11 protein-coding genes and 1 pseudogene are annotated in these 16,460 nt (G+C 73.4%); 2 read left to right on the top strand and 10 right to left on the bottom strand.

Annotated elements, in window-relative coordinates; genetic code table 11:
- Positions 1–75: 75 nt before the first annotated feature.
- From ACQPZ4_RS19425 to ACQPZ4_RS19415, 3 genes are all read right to left on the bottom strand, one after another.
- Positions 76–1,872, bottom strand: coding sequence for a ricin-type beta-trefoil lectin domain protein (locus tag ACQPZ4_RS19425; protein ID WP_433062877.1), 1,797 nt, complete (start codon positions 1,870–1,872; stop codon positions 76–78).
- Positions 1,873–2,019: 147 nt separating this feature from the next.
- Positions 2,020–2,556, bottom strand: a complete 537-nt coding sequence (locus tag ACQPZ4_RS19420; protein WP_433062874.1) for a fascin domain-containing protein — start codon at positions 2,554–2,556, stop codon at positions 2,020–2,022.
- Positions 2,557–2,644: 88 nt separating this feature from the next.
- On the bottom strand, positions 2,645–3,481 hold the full coding sequence (locus tag ACQPZ4_RS19415) for a helix-turn-helix transcriptional regulator (protein ID WP_433062871.1): 837 nt from the start codon (positions 3,479–3,481) through the stop codon (positions 2,645–2,647).
- An 85-nt stretch (positions 3,482–3,566) separates the two neighbouring features.
- Here ACQPZ4_RS19415 and ACQPZ4_RS19410 point away from each other — a divergent pair, with 85 nt between their 5' ends.
- The gene (locus tag ACQPZ4_RS19410) at positions 3,567–4,457 is read left to right on the top strand and encodes an SDR family oxidoreductase (RefSeq protein WP_433062868.1); all 891 of its coding nucleotides are present in this window, start codon (positions 3,567–3,569) and stop codon (positions 4,455–4,457) included.
- Here the strand turns inward: ACQPZ4_RS19410 and ACQPZ4_RS19405 are convergent, their stop codons facing one another.
- Both ACQPZ4_RS19405 and ACQPZ4_RS19400 read right to left on the bottom strand, forming a co-directional pair.
- Positions 4,458–6,575 carry a DUF6896 domain-containing protein gene (locus ACQPZ4_RS19405; protein WP_433066578.1) on the bottom strand — a complete coding sequence of 706 codons (2,118 nt, stop codon included), beginning with the start codon at positions 6,573–6,575 and terminating at the stop codon, positions 4,458–4,460. It abuts the gene before it with no gap.
- A 202-nt stretch (positions 6,576–6,777) separates the two neighbouring features.
- A complete protein-coding gene (locus ACQPZ4_RS19400) occupies positions 6,778–8,937 on the bottom strand; it encodes a hypothetical protein (RefSeq protein WP_433062865.1) in 2,160 nt (719 codons plus the stop codon).
- A gap of 86 nt (positions 8,938–9,023) precedes the next feature.
- Between ACQPZ4_RS19400 and ACQPZ4_RS19395 the strand changes: the two genes are divergently transcribed.
- Positions 9,024–9,677 (top strand): hypothetical protein, encoded by a 654-nt coding sequence (locus ACQPZ4_RS19395; RefSeq protein ID WP_433062863.1) that lies wholly within the window; start codon positions 9,024–9,026, stop codon positions 9,675–9,677.
- Positions 9,678–9,684: 7 nt separating this feature from the next.
- Here the strand turns inward: ACQPZ4_RS19395 and ACQPZ4_RS19390 are convergent.
- From ACQPZ4_RS19390 to ACQPZ4_RS19370, 5 genes and pseudogenes are all read right to left on the bottom strand, one after another.
- Positions 9,685–10,210, bottom strand: a pseudogene (locus ACQPZ4_RS19390) (VOC family protein); the annotation flags it as partial.
- A gap of 5 nt (positions 10,211–10,215) precedes the next feature.
- On the bottom strand, positions 10,216–11,016 hold the full coding sequence (locus ACQPZ4_RS19385) for an arginase family protein (RefSeq protein ID WP_433062860.1): 801 nt from the start codon (positions 11,014–11,016) through the stop codon (positions 10,216–10,218).
- A 4-nt stretch (positions 11,017–11,020) separates the two neighbouring features.
- Positions 11,021–14,008, bottom strand: coding sequence for a discoidin domain-containing protein (locus ACQPZ4_RS19380; protein ID WP_433062857.1), 2,988 nt, complete (start codon positions 14,006–14,008; stop codon positions 11,021–11,023).
- A gap of 361 nt (positions 14,009–14,369) precedes the next feature.
- Positions 14,370–14,525, bottom strand: coding sequence for a hypothetical protein (locus tag ACQPZ4_RS19375; RefSeq protein ID WP_433062854.1), 156 nt, complete (start codon positions 14,523–14,525; stop codon positions 14,370–14,372).
- 38 nt (positions 14,526–14,563) lie between these two features.
- Positions 14,564–16,378, bottom strand: coding sequence for a sigma-54-dependent Fis family transcriptional regulator (locus ACQPZ4_RS19370; RefSeq protein WP_433062851.1), 1,815 nt, complete (start codon positions 16,376–16,378; stop codon positions 14,564–14,566).
- Positions 16,379–16,460: the final 82 nt, after the last annotated feature.

Here is a 16,460-nt window from a genome sequence, read left to right as displayed (position 1 = left end):
GCGGACACCTTAATGAGTTCCGGGCACAGCAGGAAGGCCGCCCCGATTCGGGACGGCCTCCTGGTGTTTCCTCCGTCAGCTCAGCGCGAACTTCTGCGCCGCGCTGCCGTTGCAGTCCCAGATCTGCAGCCGGGTGCCGTTCGCCGTGTTGCCGCTCGGCGCGTCCAGGCAGCGGCCGGACTGCGGGTTGCGCAGCGAGCCGTCGGCCTGCTGGACCCACGCCTGGCCGCCGACCCCGTTGCAGTCCCACAGCTCGACCTGGGTGCCGTTGGCCGTGCCGTTGCCGATGATGTCCAGGCACCGGTTCAGCGTCCGCAGCGAGTTGTTGGCGTTGTGGAACCAGTGCTGGTCCACCGCGCCGGCCTGGCAGTCCCACAACTGCACCGCGGTGCCGTTGCTGCCGTTGTCGTCGCCGGCCACGTCGACGCACTTGCCGCCGGGGCCGTTGACGGTGCCGCCGCCGTTCACGGCGAACTTCTGCGCCCCGGAACCGTTGCAGTCCCAGATCTGCAGCCGCGTACCGTTGCCCGTGTTGCCGTTGGGCGCGTCCAGGCATCGCCCGGACTGCGGGTTGCGCAGCGAGCCGTCGGCCTGCTGAACGAACTTCTGGCCGCCGACCCCGTTGCAGTCCCACAGCTCGACCTGCGTGCCGTTGGCCGTACCGTTGCCGTTGATGTCCAGGCACCGGCCGAGCGTGGCGAGCGAGCCGTTCGCGTTGTGCGTCCAGCGCTGGTCGACCGCGCCGGACTGGCAGTCCCACAACTGCACCGCGGTGCCGTTGCTGCCGGTGTCGTCGCCGCTCACGTCGACGCACTTGCCGCCGGGCCCGGTGATCGTGCCCGCCGCGCCCGAGCCGCCGGAACTTCCGCCGCTGGTGATCAGGAAGCGGTTGTTGGCCGTGTTCCAGTGCGTCGCGAGGTACGACCCCGCGGGCGGGTTGGTGTTGAAGTAGTCGTCCTTGTTGCAGTCCAGGCGGTTGTCCTGGGCCTGGTCGCCGCAGACGATGCGCATGACGGTGCCGGGCCCGTCGTTGTAGCACATGATGTCGTAGTCGTCGGTGCAGTGGCCGTACGCCGTATGGTTCGGCGAGCTGCTCATCACCGCACCCATCGCGTGCGTCAGCTCGTGCGCCGCCGGCCCCGAGCTCCAGCAGCCCGAGTCCACGCGGCTGAAGCTCGCCCCGGAGTTGTTGTAGTTGTCCTGGCCGGGGCGGTCGTCGAGGGTCACGTAGGCCACGCCGCACAGCGCGGTCGCGTCGACGTACATGAGGTACTTGCGGTCGCTGCGGTTGTAGCCCTGGGCCTGGATGGCCTGCACCGAGGCGCCGAAGTCGCTCAGCGCGCTGTTGGCGATCGCCACGCTGGTGACCGAGATGTTGCAGGAGCTGTCGGTCACGAACCGGACATGGCGCGTGCCGCCGGTCTGGGCTGCGGACGCGCTGTAGATGTCGTCGACACCCTGCGTCCACGTCCGGATCGAGCCGAGGTACTGCCCGAGCCGGTCGGCGTTGCTGGACCCGCGCACGTACAGGACCTGCACCCGGTTGCCGGACTGGCCGTCCCCGTCACAGACGATGTTCGCGGCTTGTACTGCGCTTTTGGCCTCGGCGAGCGGCGCGACCGACTTGGTCACGTCCATGCCGGCGAACGCCGCGTCCGGACCGTGGGTACAGGCGCCGGGGACGTTCTTGACCTCGAAGAGGCCCTTGCAGCGCCCGGTGCCGACCTTGAACCCGTCGTAGTTGAGCCCCCGCGCGTGATCGTTGGCCGGGATCGTGGGATCCGGCGGGCCCTGCTGCTGTTGCTGCTGCGCCCAGGCGGGCGCGGTACCGATGCCGACGACGAGCAGGGCGCCCGCCACGATGGCGAACACCCTGCGTCGCGGCCTGAACTTCAATCGAATCATGGACATCTCCCGCTGGCGGACGGGTCAGGAATGCCCAGTGTGTGGCGTCTCATCGCCATCGAACAATGTCCAACAGTGAATTGTTGAACTTTGTTCAGTGTTCGCAGAGATTGATCAGACGCCGCAGGTGAAGCGGAAGTGCGTGTCCGGGATGATGAGGTTCGCGCGGTCCGAGTCGAAGACCTTCGTCGTGCGGTTGCCGCCGTTGAGCGCGGCCAGGAAGTGGTTGTCGAAGACCCGGATGCCGACGGTACCGTCGGACAGGCTGAACGTGGAGAACAGCTCCCACGTGCCGATCCGCGTCGCGTCGGTGTGCAGGACGTCCGACACCTGGGTGGTGTTCAGGCCGCCGCTGTTGACCGCCGTCACGTAGTTGCCGGTGAACGTGCGCAGCGCGAAGTGGCCGAACAGGTCGCCCTGCGGCACCTTGGTGAACCGCTCCCACGTGCTCGGCCGGGTGGCGTTGGTATGCATGACGTCCGTCGTGCGGCCTCCCCCGCCGACCGCGGTGACGTAGTGCCCGTCGGCCGTCTGGATGAAGCACGTGAACGGATCGATGGCGGCGTGCGCGGCGGACGGCGTCACCAGGATCGCCGCCACGGCGGCCGTGACCGTACCCACCACGCTGAGCAGCTTGCCGCGGATGTTCATGATGTCTCCCTCGTGGGCGCCGCTCGGCACCCTCAAGGCCGGACGCGTGCCATCCCGTGCCATCGCAGGGATCTGTCCGATTCCCGGCTCAGGCCAGCTGCGTGCCGATCACCGACAGCAGCCGCAGCTTCTCGTAGCTCTCGCTGCCCGGGATCGCCGTGTACACCAGCAGCGCGTGGGCCTGGTCGGGGTCGAGCAGCGACTGGCATTCGACCTCGAGCAGCCCCACCTCGGGGTGGAGGTAGCGCTTGGTGTGCGCGTACCGGACGCCGATCTCATGCTCGTCCCACACGGCCCGGAACTCCGCGCTCTCCTTGAGCAGCAGCCGCTGCAGATGCGCCGCCCACGACTCGGGCCCGCGCAGCGCCACGGTCGAGCGCAGCCCGGACGCGAACACGCGCGAGTGCAGCCCGTGGTCGTCCGGGTGGTACATGGCCCGGCAGGCCGGATCGGTGAACCACCGGTACCCGATGCTCCGGGCCGGCCCCGTGTACCGCGTGCTGTCCCCGGTCAGCGCCACCCCGAGCGCCGTCTGCCGCAGCGTCTCCCCCAGCTCGGTCACGATCTCGGCCGGCGTGTCCGCGAGCCGGTCGAAGATCCGCAGCATGCCCGGGCTGATGTAGTCCCCGCCGGTCCCCCGGCTCGGCGGATGGTGCCCGGCCAGCCGGAACAGGTGGTCACGCTCGTCGAGCGTCAGGTGCAGCCCCTGCGCGATCGACCCGATCATCTGCTCCGACGGATGCGGCCCCCGCTCCCGCTCGAGCCGGCTGTAGTAGTCGGCCGAGATGTGGCAGAGCGCCGCCACCTCCTCCCGGCGCAGCCCGCTGGTCCGCCGCCGCTGCCCGCGCGGCAGCCCCACGTCCTCCGGCTGCAACGCCTCCCGGCGCCGCCGCAGAAATTCGGCCAGCCCCGCCCGATCGATCATGGCTCCGTTGTACCACCGCCGCGGACCCGTAGCCTGGGATCGAGAGGCCGTGGATAACCCTGCGTAGCCGGCGCAGCCTGGACGCATGGACCTCACCGACCTTTCCGGCAAACTGGCCGTCGTCACCGGCGCGAGCGACGGCGTGGGCCTCGGCATCGCCACCCGCCTGGCGCGCGCCGGCGCGGAAGTCATCATGCCCGTCCGCAACACCGGCAAGGGCGAAGCGGCCATCGCGGCGATGCCGGGCGCCGTCTCCCTGCGCCGGCTCGACCTGTCGTCGCTGGCGTCGGTGGCCGCCCTGGGCGCGGAGCTGCTCGCCGAGCACCGCCCGATCCACCTGCTCGTCAACAACGCGGGCGTCATGACCCCGCCGTCCCGCCAGACCACCGCGGACGGCTTCGAGCTGCAGTTCGCCACCAACCACCTGGGCCACTTCGCCCTCGTCAACCACCTCCTGCCGCTCCTGCAGGCGGGGCGGGCGACGGTCACGTCCCAGATCAGCGTGGCCGCCCGCCAGGGAACCGTGAACTGGGACGACCCGAACTGGGAACGCTCGTACGACGGGATGCGCGCCTACGGCCAGTCGAAGATCGCGCTGGGCCTGTTCGGCCTGGAGCTGGACCGCCGCAGCCGGGCCGCGGGCTGGGGCATCACGAGCAACCTGGCCCACCCGGGCGTGGCGGCGACCAACCTCCTGCAGGCCCAGCCCGGCATGGGCCGCCCCCGCCCGACCCTCGGCGGCCGGCTGATCCGCACGCTGGGCCGCCGGGGAATCCTGTTCGGGACGATCGAGTCGGCGGCGCTGCCGGCGCTCTACGCGGCCACCGCTCCCGAAGCCAAGGGCGGGCGGTTGTACGGGCCGAGCGGCTTCCAACACCTCGCGGGCGCCCCGGCGGAGCAGGAGCTGTACGCCCCGCTGCGCAGCGAGGAGGACGCGGCCCGCCTCTGGGACCTCTCGGAGAAGCTGACCCGGTAGTCAGCCGAGCGCGGCCAGGGCGGCGGCCGCGGCGCGCAGGGTGCGGCAGACGGCTTCGTCGTCCCAGGCCATGCGCTCGGAGCTGGTGCCGAACTCGATGGCACGGTCCCGCTCGGCCAGCTCGGCCAGGTGCGGGCCGGTCGCCGTCGCGCCGATGGTGACCATGGCCCGCACCGCCCCGACCGGGTCGATGCCGCTCGCGACGACCGCCAGCAGGCTCGGCACCAGGTCCTCGGTGGGCACGCCCAGCCGCCACAGCGCCTCGGCCGCCGGGCCCGGACGGATGGTCCAGCGGAGGACGTCGAGCAGGTCACCGGTGAGGTCGGTCCAGCCGCGCTCGACGACGAGCGCGGCGGCCCGGTTGGCGCTGCTGCCGTCCTGGTCCATCATCGCGCGGACACTGGCCCGGATCCGATCCTCGGGCTCACCGGCCGCGAGCAGGACCCGGAACGCGGCGAGCTTCGCCTCGTGGACCATCGCCGGGGCGTCATCGGTCCGCTGAAAGTCCCGCAGCGTCTCCAGCAGCTCCGGCAGGGCCACACCGGCCTCAGCCGCGGCCGTCAGCCCATGGGTGATCAGGGACCATTCCCAGTCCTCGATCGCCTTGCGGATCGCCGCGACCACCACCGAGCGGTCGCCGGTCATTCGCCAGCACACGACGGCCGCCGCCGCGAACCCGTCGGCCGCCAGCAACCGCAGCGCGGGCAGGTCGGCCGCCTCCGCCGCGTTCTGGCAGACCAGCGTCCACGTCACTTCCTTCGGCGCGAGGGCACGGGCTCTTCGCAGCGGCGGCACCAGGCCGGCGGCCCATGCCGCCGAGAACCGCACCCGCAAGGATATCGTCGTCACGCACTCGACGTCGCCGGCCTCGATCGCCGCCGCCAGCACGCGGCCGACCGCCTCGGTCTGCGCGGCGGACGGCTCGGGCCAGGTCCATTCGGTCCAGCCGCCGAGCGTCGCCCAGCGGGGATCACCCAGCCGACCCAGCACCCAGATCGCCTTCTCGCGACCCGCGTCCGACTCGGCCACCCGCGCCAGGTCGTCGGCCCACGGCGCGGCCTGCTCACCGGTCGCGGCAATCGCGTCGACCGCCGCCGCCCGCACCGCCGGGTCGTCGTGCCGGAGCAGTGGCCCGGCCCAGGGCGCCGCCCAGATCCGCGCCGAGCGGTACCAGCGCGCGCAGTCCTCCACCGCCCGCGCGACCCGCACCGTGGGCGGGAGTGCGTCGAGGAGACCGCCGTTCGTCGCGAGGAGCAGGTCGGCCAGGGTCGACTCGCGCCGCCGCCAGTCGACGGGCACCTCGAACGCCGCCGCGCCGGGCTCGATCGGCAGTCCGGCGCGGGCGCGCACCAGGGCGGCCGCGGCCGCCTCCGGGCCGTCCGGCACGGGCGAGGACACCGCGGCCGGTCCGAGCGCCAGGATCAACGCGGCCCGCACCTCCGGCTCGGTCTCCACCGCCAGCCGGCGCCACAGCTCGGCCGGGTCGCCCTCGGCCTGGTGCAGGGCGTAGACGGCGGCGGCCCGCACCTCGGTGTCCGGGTCGTCGAGCAGCGGCACGATCCGCGCCGCGAGGGGCCGCAGCGCGGCGCGCGCCTCCGGCGAGGGCCGGAACGAGCGCTCGGGGTCGGCGGCCCGCCCGGCCGCGGCCAGGGCCGTCGCCCGGCGATGCGGGGCCGACTCGGCCAGCGCCACGAAGTGCGGCACGGCTCCGGCGACGCGGGGACGCAGGTAGTCCAGCGCCGGCCAGTACGTGTTCGCACCGAAGGTCCGCTGGAAGATGCGGTCCCAGGCGGCATCCGCCTCGGCCGCGGACGGCGAGGCCGCCAGCGGGTCGACGGGCGGGGCCGAGAACCAGCCGGGACGCGCCTCGACGAGGACGTGGTCCTCGACGAGATCCTGGCACGCGGCCGCGAAGGCCTCCAGATCCGCGAACCGGCCGGCGAACTGGGCCACCCGCCAGGCGTCGAAGATGGCGGTACCGTCGGCGGCGAGGTCGAAGTCGACCATGCGGCCGCGCGCGTCCACGACCAGGATGCCGAATCCGTGCCGCTCGTACTCCAGGCCCGCGACGACGCCCTTGCGGTCCGTCAGCTCCGCGCCGCGCACGATGGGTAGCACCGTGTTCAACGCGGCAACGTAGGTGAGAACGACGCTCCGCGGACGCATGGGCCTCAGTGTGACGGGTCGGAGACCAATGCGTCGCCCGCAGGCAGGGCCGAGGAGAGCGCGGGTGCTATTTGGCCAGATCCTCCGCTTGCGCGGAGGTTCCCGAATCGAACGGAAGAAGGAAGCGCCCGCATGGCCTCGGCCCGATTGGATTTTACGCCGGGAGGAGCTCGCCGAGACGGTCCAGGGTGTACACGTCCGAGCCCTCCGGCAGGCCCTCGGGCGCGTCGATGCCGACGTAGGTCACCGGCCCGGCCGGCGGCTCGCCGGTCCACAGCGCCACCGGTGCCTTGGTGCTCCAGCGCTCGACGAGGTACGACATCGTCAGGTACTGCCGCTCCACGAGCGCCCGCACCCGGTCCGCGGTCGTGTACGTGTTGCCTTCCACTCGGTTGAACGCCGGGCGGCCGTGCAGGTACAGGTGCAGCCACACGGCCTGCCAGCCGTCCGCGCCGCGGGCGAAGACCATCGGCAGCGCGATACGGCCCTGGCCGCGCAGCTGCGATCGGGCCCGCACGGTGCGGGCGTCGAACGGGGCGCCGCCCTGGTCGCGGGCGCGCGTCTGGTACCCGAACATCGACTCCGCCACCTCCTCGAACGACTCGCCGGCGTAGATGTTGACCTGCGGCACCACGTACGCGCCGCCGACGGTCAGCGGCACGTCGATGAACTCCGTCGCGCCGTCGCGGGCGTCGGTGATGTCGCCGGAGTGCACCATCCCGTCGTGGTGGTAGTTCGTCCACGACACCTGACCCGCCGTGTGGAACTCCTCGTCCAGCAGCAGTACCGAGAGGTCGTAGTCGGTCCGCTTGCGGGTCTGCCGCCAGTACATGAAGAAGCGCAGCAGCCCGCCCGGCACCGCGGCCCGGGAACCCCGCGGCAGTACCGCGAAGCCGCTCTCGGCCGCCTTGCCCGACAGCGGCAGCGCGACGCCGAGCACGTCCGGGTCGACCAGCAGCGGGTGCGCCGGCTCCGGCAGCCGCGCGGCGATCTCCGCGTCGAGCCGGTCCGACAGCTCCGCCACCAACTCGACCGGCAGCGTCGGCCGCGTGTCCCGCCCGACCCACGCGCGCCGCGAGCGGTTCGCGAACATGCGGGTCGGCGCGGGCGTCAACCGGTTGGCGACGTGCTCCCGCAGCGAGCACAGCACCCGGCCCGACGCCGAGCCGAGCGCGCCCGCGACCGCGTCGACGACCGCGGCCCGCTCGGCCGCGGACGCCTGCCGCAGCAGCCGGTCGGCGTTGCGCAGCAGCAGTCCCGGCGCGGCCGTGAGCACGGACGCGGCGGGCGCGATGGCGCCGGCCCGGATCGCCGCCTCGGCGCGCCCCGCGATGCCGGTGACCCGCCGCTCGCCGCGCGCGACCGTGAACACCTCGCGGGCGTGCGGCCACTGGGGGTACTCGTGCGGGTGCAAACGCTCACCGAGCCGCTTCCACGGCTCCGCGAACCGGGCGACGTCGCCGAGCTTGCCCGGGTTCGCGCCGACGACCGCGTCGAGCGCGGCCAGCAGTACCCGGCGCTCCCGGCGCGGGAACGCCCGGAACCGGGTCGGGACGGCCAGCGAGGCATCGCCGTTGGAGACGTGACAGGCCAGGCGCAGCACGTCGGTCGTCGTGTCCACGGCGACCAGCGGCCGGCCCAGCACGAGCCGGATACCGTTGAGCACGGCCCGGTTCTCGCGCACCGGAACGGCCGGCGGCTGCGGGCCGTCCGCACACGCGACCGCGAGCTCGGACAGGATCGCGAGGTCGGCCTCGCCCAGCGGCGCGGTGCTCCCGGCCAGCGCCAGGTACAGCCGCTCCACCTCGCGCTCGGCCGTCTCGCCGAGGTGCAGCACCGTCAGCCGGTCCCCCGCCGCCGCGACGAACGCGTCGTGGGCGGCCAGCAGCTCGTCGTAGGTGTGCTGGTACGTGCCGTAGCCGGGCAGCTCGAGCAGGTTCACCAGCCCCGCGCCGAGCAGCGCCAGCAGCTGCTCGTCGGTGGCCGCCGAGCCGCCGGCGAGCACGGCCGCCCGCAGCCGCTGGACCCAGAACTCGACGGTGTCGGGCACGTCGTGCGGGAAGCCGACGAAGTACGCGTTGTGCCGGACGTGGTCCCCGACGAGCTCGCGAACCGCCGACACGACGGTGGCCGCGAGGTCGATGGCCGGCCCGGGAGCCAGGCCGCCGATGTGCTCGAGCAGCGCCCGCGAGGCCGAGAACCCGACGTCGAGCAGCGCCGCGTCCAGCTGCCGGGCGACGGCCGCGCCGTCGCCGGCCGCCCCGGTGCTCGCCGGCACGCGCAGCGTCTTGTGGATGACCAGCTTCTCGAACACGTACGCAACGGTAGGCCCGAGCCGAACGCAATTCGAGTGGGTTTCGTACACTGGCCGACCTGTCAGGCGCGAACGGAGGGACGCACATGGCCCGCCCCTATGACCCCGGACCGAAGCAGTTCGTCTTCACCACCGGTGACGGCGACGACGAGCGCGTCGCCGCGGCCGACGCCCAGGAGGCCTACATGGCGTTCTCGGCGTTCTTCCGGGGCCGGGAGTCCGACACGTACGCCGTCGAGGACGAAGCGGCGGGGCAGCATCTGGTCCTCACGCCCCCGCTGGGCGTGGTCTCCCGGATCAAGGAAGGCGACGAGCCGCGGACGGAACACCTCAAGGTCGCCCGGGCCAACCGACTCCTGCCGAGTGCGATGCTGTTCTTCGAGCACGGCTACGCCGGCCTGGACCACGCCGGCCAGTGGTTCACCGACCTCGCCGACCTGAACGCGGCACCGGAGGACCGCGGGGCCGCCCGCGCCGCCACGGTCACGACGGAGGCCGAGGCGATCACCGAAGTCGCCCGGATCTGGGCCGACTCGGGCTACGTCGACCCGACCGACCAGTTCTACATCTTCTTCGACTCGCACGAGCTCGACGACGACCGGGCCGAACGCGCCGAACTGCTCCCGCTGATCGAGTTCCTCGGCCTCGAGCGCGTCGACGCGCCGGCCGGGGCCGCCTCGGGCGAGGTCTGGGTGCGCACCGACCCGCGCCTCGCCGCCGAATGCGCACGGTGGGCGTAGGCAAACCTCAGCCCAGTTCGGCGGCGTCGTCGAACGCGGGAGCGGCCCGTTCCGCCTCGTCCGGCGTGAGCTCGACGGATTTGGCGCGGGCCAGCATCTCGGCCGCGGTCGTCGGATCGCCCAGCACCAGCGCGAGTTCGGCGCGGTAGACCAGAACCTCGACCTGCTCGACCGGGTCGTCGCCTTCTTGCGGCCGGGCCAGCGCACTGTCGAGGATCCGGACCGCCTGGCCGGCGCTGCCCCTGGAGTCGGCCTGCACGACGGCATTCGCCAGGGCCTTGCCCAGCCGCCCGACGCGCGCCGTCGCGGGCACGGGCGCGGCCTGGAACACCCGGATCCAGGTGCCGCCCGGGTCGATGACGCTGAACCCGCCCACCCCGTCGGCGTTTCTTGCGTGTCCGCGGCCGGGTCATCCGCGGCGTGCCGGACACCAGGACCTTGCCGTACGCGGCGCGCATGCCGTCCGCGAAGGCCCGGTGCAGTGCAGCGATGTCCGCGGTGAGGACGGGACAGGAGCCGATGGCCCTTTGCGGCGCCGCTACTCGGGCCAGTTCAGGCCGGCACCGAGGGCCTCGGCAAGGCGGGCGATCGTCTTCCGCGCGGTGGGGTTCGCGACGTGCTCGGGGAGCCAGGCGCACGCGATGTAGGCGCCCACGACGTCGGCGGTGGCGCAGACGGCGGCCAGGCACTCCGCGATCTGCGCGATCGAGGGGCCGGGGCCGGACGGGAAGCGCGCGCCCGGCAGCTCGGCCCCGTCGATGACGTCGATGTCGAGGTGCAGGTAGACGGGGGCCGGACCGAGGCGCTCGAGGGCGGCGGCGAGCCCGGCGGGGTCGGCGGACACGCGGTGAACCTGGCTGGCGGCGAGGCTGTCGCGCTCGGCCGGGTCGAGGTCGCGGGCGTCGGCGAGGACCACGCCGGTGTCGGGCACGGGCCGCAGCCCGAGCTCGTCGTCGAACAGGCCGGGCGTACGGCCGGTCAGCATCGCCAGGGCCATGCCGCCGAGGTACCCGCTGGTCGAGATGGCGGGCGTGTTGAAGTCGCCGTGCGCGTCCAGCCACACCACCGCCAGGTCGCCGTGGCGGCGTTGCAGGGCGGCCACCGCCGCGCGGGAGGTCGGGCAGTCACCGGAGAGCACCAGCGGCCGCGGTACCCCGGCCACCGCGTCGGCGGCCGCCCGGTGCAGCCGGCTCATCCGGGCCGGCACGGGGCCAGGGGGCAGGCCGGGCCGTCCCGTCACCACCGCGCCGGCCGGGACGGGGAACGCCGGGACGATCTCGTCGAGGTGCCACGGGGTGACCAGCAGGTCCCACGCGGTACCGGTGCCGTGGTCGGTCACGGGCTCAGATCACCGCCAGGTCGACCAGGTCGGGGTCGCCGGTGCGCCACGCGGGCACGGTCACGGCGACGTACCGGGCCGATGTTCCGGCGCTGAACACGGTGTAGGCGGACCCGTCGGTGGACGTGTCGATGCGGGCGTCGGGGCGGGTGCCGGCGGTCCAGGTGAGCGTGACCCCGGCCACGGCGCGGACCGTACCGAGGTCGACGACCATCCGCCCGCCGGGACCCGGCCGCCAGGAGGTGGCTGGGTCGCCGTCGACGGCGCGGGAGGGCTCGCCCATCCCGGCCGGCAGCGGCGAGGTGGGGAAGGTGGTGCGGCCGCGGGCCAGGTCGGTGGACGGGGTGACCGGGCCGCCGGTCGTCGCGCTGTAGGAGCGGGTGGCGCCGGCCGGCACCTGTGCCTGCGTGGACCAGGCCCCGGCGGCGAGCCGGACGTCGACGGCGGCGCCGGCCGGTGCGGTGACGGTGAGGTGGTGGGAGTCCGCGACGTTGAACCGGGTCCCGGCCGGCGCCGTCCCGGTCACGGTGAACCGGGCGGGCAGCACGGCGCCGGCCCCGGCGGGCACGGAAGCGGTCAGGTCCAGTCCGCCGTCGGCGCGTTTGACGCAGAGGCCGCGGTACAGCCGGTCGCCGCGCGGCAGCGTCAGCACCGCGCCGCTGACCGCGGTCGTGGACAGGTTGAGCAGCGTCAGGTACCCGTCGGCGTCGCTGAGCCGCAGCGTCGCGGGGCCGCCGGTGGGCAGCCGTCGCGCGGCGGCCGCGGCCAGGTCGGTGCCGGCGCCGGCGTAGCCCTCGATCAGGGTCGCGGCCGGGACGGTGACCAGGGTCGGCGAGGCGGTGACCGGGCCGGTGCCGCCGTGCGCCACGACTCCGGCGCGGCCGTCGATCCCGGCCCAGGTGCCCAGCGTGACCGTGCCGGGGGCGGCCGCGGCGGTGGTCCAGGTGCTGCCGTCCGTCGAGGTCTGCACGAGGTACGCGGTGGCGTACGCGACCTCCCAGGTGATCGTCACGCCGGTGAGCTGGACGGCGGCGCCGAGGTCGACCGCGAGCCAGCTGTCGGTCCGGCCGCGCTCCTCGCGGGCGACGGCCCAGCGGGTGGCGGCGTTGCCGTCGACGGCGTTGGCGGCCGGATACGCCGGGTCCGCCGAGGACACGGTGACGGTACGGCCACGCGCCCGGTCCGTCCCGGCGGTGTCGAACGCCTCGAACGCGTACATCGAGTAGCCGTACTGCGTGGCGGCACTCCGGCCGAGGAACCGCACGTGCCGGGCGGAACGAGCGGGAAACGTCAACCGATCGGTGCCGCCGTCACCGACCCCGGTCTGGGGCGTGACCGTGCCGGACGGGCCGGTGAAGGACCGGTTGCCGTCCAGGCCGGGCACCCCGGGCATGGTCAGGTTGAACAGCGTCAGCGTCGACGGGCCGGGGCCGGCGTAGACGACGGTCCCGGTCGGCAGGGTGGCGTAGCCGGCCCACCCGGCGGCGGTCTGCAGGACGGTCGCGGTCGCCTCGACGCCGTCCCGGGCGGTCGTGAAGGCGCCCGTCCACTGTCGCGCCGGCGCGGCCGTCTGGGCCGGCAGGAACGCGGGCGCCCGGGTGTCGACCAGCCAGTTGTCGTGGCCGGGCTGCCACAGGAACTTGACCTGGCCGGCCTTGGTCACCGCGGCCGCGAAGCCGGCGGCGCTCTGGTGCGCGGTCAGCCCGACGACCGGGCCGAAGTCCCGGGTTCCGGCGGCGGCCGCGTAGAAGTCGGCGCTCGTCACCGGCTGCACCGGGGTGGCCCGCCAGCGGTGGAACAGGTACGCGATGGCAAGCTCGGCGCGGGCCTCCGGCTCGTACTTCTCCTCGCCGCTGAACTTGGTGAGCCGGTTCTCCGGCGCGTACTGCAGGTAGGGCATCAGGCGCGCGGCCAGGTCCGCCTCGGCGCGGGCGGCGTGCGGGTCGCCCTGCACCTGGGCGAGGAACGCCAGCGGCAGCACGTCGCGGCCGTACAGGTGGTAGCGGTCGGACACCATCGGCATCACCGGCTCACCGGCGTCGCTGGCGAGCAGCCGCAGCGTGGCCCACAGCTCCCGGCCGTTCGGCTGGCCCGTCAGCACCTGCGGCAGCGGACGGCCGGCGGCGAGGAAGTGCGCGGCCGCCCGGCCCGCGGTCCGCCACAGCTCGGCCTGATAGTGCGGGTTCGCCGACCCGTGGTTCTCCACGATGAACGTGTCGTGCAGATTGCGCGCCACGTTCCACGCGCTGACCGCCCGGCCGTCGATCACCGCCGGGTTGGCCCGGTCGGCGGCGGGCAGCCCGCTGGCGTTCGCCGCCCAGAACACGAACCGCTCCCGCCAGCGCGCCGCCTCGGCGTCCCCGTCCGGCGCCCACGCCAGTCCCGGCGCGAGGGCCTGCGCGTAGACGCCCATCTCCTCGAGCTTGGTGTCGCCGAGGTACCCGCCGGTGCTGCCGTTCGGCGTCCAGGAGCCGCTGAGCGGGTCGTTGCCGGTGCCCAGCCCGTACGCGTACGCGGCCTGCCCCCGCGCGATCGCGTCCACGTTCGCCCGGGTCGCCGCGTCCAGGCTCGTCCACAGCAGCCGCGCCGCAAGGACGAAGTACAACTCGAACGTCGAGTCCCAGAACAGTTGCCGCCCCCATTCGCCGCCGCCCGCGAGCCGGTTCGAGGCGGCGAACCGGCTGATCGTGGCCACGGTCCGGGCCTGCAGCGTCGCCGCATCGACCCCGGCCAGCGCGGCGTCATATCCGTCGGTCGTCAGCAGCACCGCGTTGCCGAGCACGGCGGCGAACCGGAAGTCGGCGGCGCGGTACGCCCCGATCGCCGGGTCCCACTGCTGCTGCACCCAGCGCGTGTGCACGAGCAGCAGGCGCCGGTACTCGTCGGCGACCGGGTCCACGACCGCGGCACCGGCGGGCAGCGCCAACGCGGGCAGGGCGACCGCACCCCCGGCGGCCCCGAAAGCGGCGAGCAAAGATCGACGGGTCAGCATTGTTGTACCTTCACAACGCCCACCGCACTTGGTCAACATCCACCAGCAAGGTTTACAAAACCCCGGGCGAGAAGGCGCCCTTAGCGGAGCGGACGATGCACCATGCGAACCGTCTGTTCCTCGTCGCGTCGACGTTCGCCCTTCACGGTGCATGTGCCGGGTGCCGAACCGTGGTGGCACGAACTTTGGCTACCGGTCGGCGACGCGGACTACGGCTTGCAGGTCATCGACATGCGGCCTGGACCATGCCGCGGTCGACTGGGCATGGCGCCGACGTCCAATCCTGCCACCGCGTGACGCGGACTCGACACGCGAGACATGGCGGCAGCGTGACAGGTCAGCCGCTCCGGCTCCCTGCGGGTCAATCCCGATCCGGGAGGTCCTCGTCGCCGTCGAGCTCCCGCTCGACCTGTGCGGTGCGGTCGGCGCGCTCCTCCGACTCCTTCTTGAGCTGGTCGAATTCCTCGTCCGCCCGCTGGATCGGGTCGTCCGCATTGGTGGCCTCTGACTCAGTCATGTTCGGCGTCGTACCCGCAGTCCTGCCCATACAAACGATCAGCCGGGCGAGACGATGCCGTACTCGTGGATCTTCCGGTAGATCGTCGCCCGGGACATGCCGAGCGACTCGGCGGCTTTGATCTTGTTGCCTTCCCAGTCGACGAGGCTCTGGACGATCGCGTCGCGCTCCATCGCCTCGAGCGGGCTGAGCAGGCGGCGGCTCACGGTGCGGCACTCCGGCGGCAGGTCGTCGGGCAGGATCGCGCCGCTGCGGCGGCGCTGGACGATGCGGCGCAGCACCTGCCAGAGCTGCTCGATGTTCCCCGGCCAGCTCGAGCGGACCAGCAGCTGCATCGCCTCGGGCGAGCAGGTCAGCCGGCCGTCGGGGGCGAGCCGGGACAGGATGAACGGCACCAGCGCCTGGACGTCCTGCACGTGGTGGCGCAGCGGCGGCAGCTCGACGGTGCTCGGGAAGAAGCGCAGCAGGCCGGCGAGCTCGTCGCCGTTGTGCCGCGGGCCCAGCGTGACCGCGACCCACGGCCGCGCCTCGGCCGCCCGCGCCTCCTCCAGCAGCCGGGAGACGCCGCGCCGCCGGCTGGGACTGAGCCGGTCGACGTGGGTCAGGACGATGGCGGCGCCGGGCGCCGGGGCCTGGGCGGGCAGCAGCTCGCGGCGGGCGTCGGCGAGCCAGCCGCGGCGGGCGGCGTCGGCCGCGTCGAGCACCGCGAAGTGGGCGCCCGGGCGGCGCTGCTGGTGCAGCGCGCGGATCACCGACAGCTTGCCGGTGCCGGGCTCGCCCTCCAGGGCCAGCCAGTCGCCGGCCTCGTGGACCGTCTGCACCTGGTGGCAGCCGCGCAGCCACAGCGCGCCCGCGCCGACCAGACCCGGCAGGAACATGCGCGGCAGCGGGGCCGGCTCGGCCGCCGCGGGCAGCGCGCGCTCGGTGATCTTGACGTGCACGACGCCGCCCGCGAGGCGGCTCGCGCCGCGCACCGGGCGGCAGTACATCCGCGCGTGCCGGCCGCTCGGCAGCTCGACGACGACCGAGGCGGCCGGGTTGCGGCCCGCGAGCACCTCGGCCGCCTGCGCCAGCAGGCTCGACTGCTCGGCCGGCTCCAGGGCCTGCCGGGCGTGGTCGTTCATCATCACGACGTCGTTGTTGAGCGCGAAGACGATGCCGGCCGTTCGCCGGCAGGTGCGCAGGTACTCCTGCAGCAGCTCCAGTTCCCGGATGCCGCTGTCGTTGAGCAGCGCCTGCTGGATCTGTCCGGCGGTGGTCTTGGCCAGCGTGAGCAGCAGCGGGTCCGCGTCCCGCCGCCAGCAGGTCAGATCGACGGCGCCGACGGTCTTGCCGGAGATCGGGTGATGGATCGGCACGCCGGCGCAGGCCAGGTCCTCGAGGTGCTCGGCGTAGTGCTCGTGGCCGAAGACGTGCATCGGCCGGCCACCCTCCAGGGCCGTGCCGATGCCGTTCGTGCCGACGTACTTCTCCGCGTAGCTGAACCCGGGCGCGAGCCGGACCCGGTCGAGGTGCCCGTCCAGGGCGCTGCCGGCGTCCAGGCGGGCCAGGACGAGCCCGGTCTGGTCGGTCAGGATGATGCTGATCGGCTGGCCGTCGAGGTCCTCGCGCAGGTGGCGCAGCACCGGCAGGGCGCTGCGCGACAGCGGGGTGTCAAGGTCCGGATCCCGCATGTAGTGCAGGTCGACCCGGTCGGCGGCCACGTTCCAGTGCCGGGAGCGCCACCAGGAGGCGAGGATCGCGTCGCGCACCTGGTTGGTATCGACGGTCTCGGCGGTCAGGAACTGTTCTCTGGTCTTGGCGAGCATCGGGTTGTCGGCGGAGTCGTCCGGACGTGCCGAACCAGGCGGCATGGGCGGACCCCCTTGTCCGCTGGAGCCCGGGGCCGGTTCGGGGTGGCCGGCCGGGCTCAGGTTACGACCTCGTTACACCGTA

The organism is Dactylosporangium sp. CS-033363, from assembly GCF_050942475.1.
Classification (GTDB): domain Bacteria; phylum Actinomycetota; class Actinomycetes; order Mycobacteriales; family Micromonosporaceae; genus Dactylosporangium.
Note: the sequence above shows the minus strand (reverse complement) of the source record. Positions and strands in the feature narration are given on the sequence as shown.

Coding starts and splice junctions, on each gene's coding strand:
- ACQPZ4_RS19420 (WP_433062874.1), bottom strand. CDS start 2,556: ATGAACATCCGCGGCAAGCTGCTCAGCGTGGTGGGTACGGTCACGGCC.
- ACQPZ4_RS19415 (WP_433062871.1), bottom strand. CDS start 3,481: ATGATCGATCGGGCGGGGCTGGCCGAATTTCTGCGGCGGCGCCGGGAG.
- ACQPZ4_RS19410 (WP_433062868.1), top strand. CDS start 3,567: ATGGACCTCACCGACCTTTCCGGCAAACTGGCCGTCGTCACCGGCGCG.
- ACQPZ4_RS19395 (WP_433062863.1), top strand. CDS start 9,024: ATGGCCCGCCCCTATGACCCCGGACCGAAGCAGTTCGTCTTCACCACC.
- ACQPZ4_RS19380 (WP_433062857.1), bottom strand. CDS start 14,008: ATGCTGACCCGTCGATCTTTGCTCGCCGCTTTCGGGGCCGCCGGGGGT.
- ACQPZ4_RS19375 (WP_433062854.1), bottom strand. CDS start 14,525: ATGACTGAGTCAGAGGCCACCAATGCGGACGACCCGATCCAGCGGGCG.
- ACQPZ4_RS19370 (WP_433062851.1), bottom strand. CDS start 16,378: ATGCCGCCTGGTTCGGCACGTCCGGACGACTCCGCCGACAACCCGATG.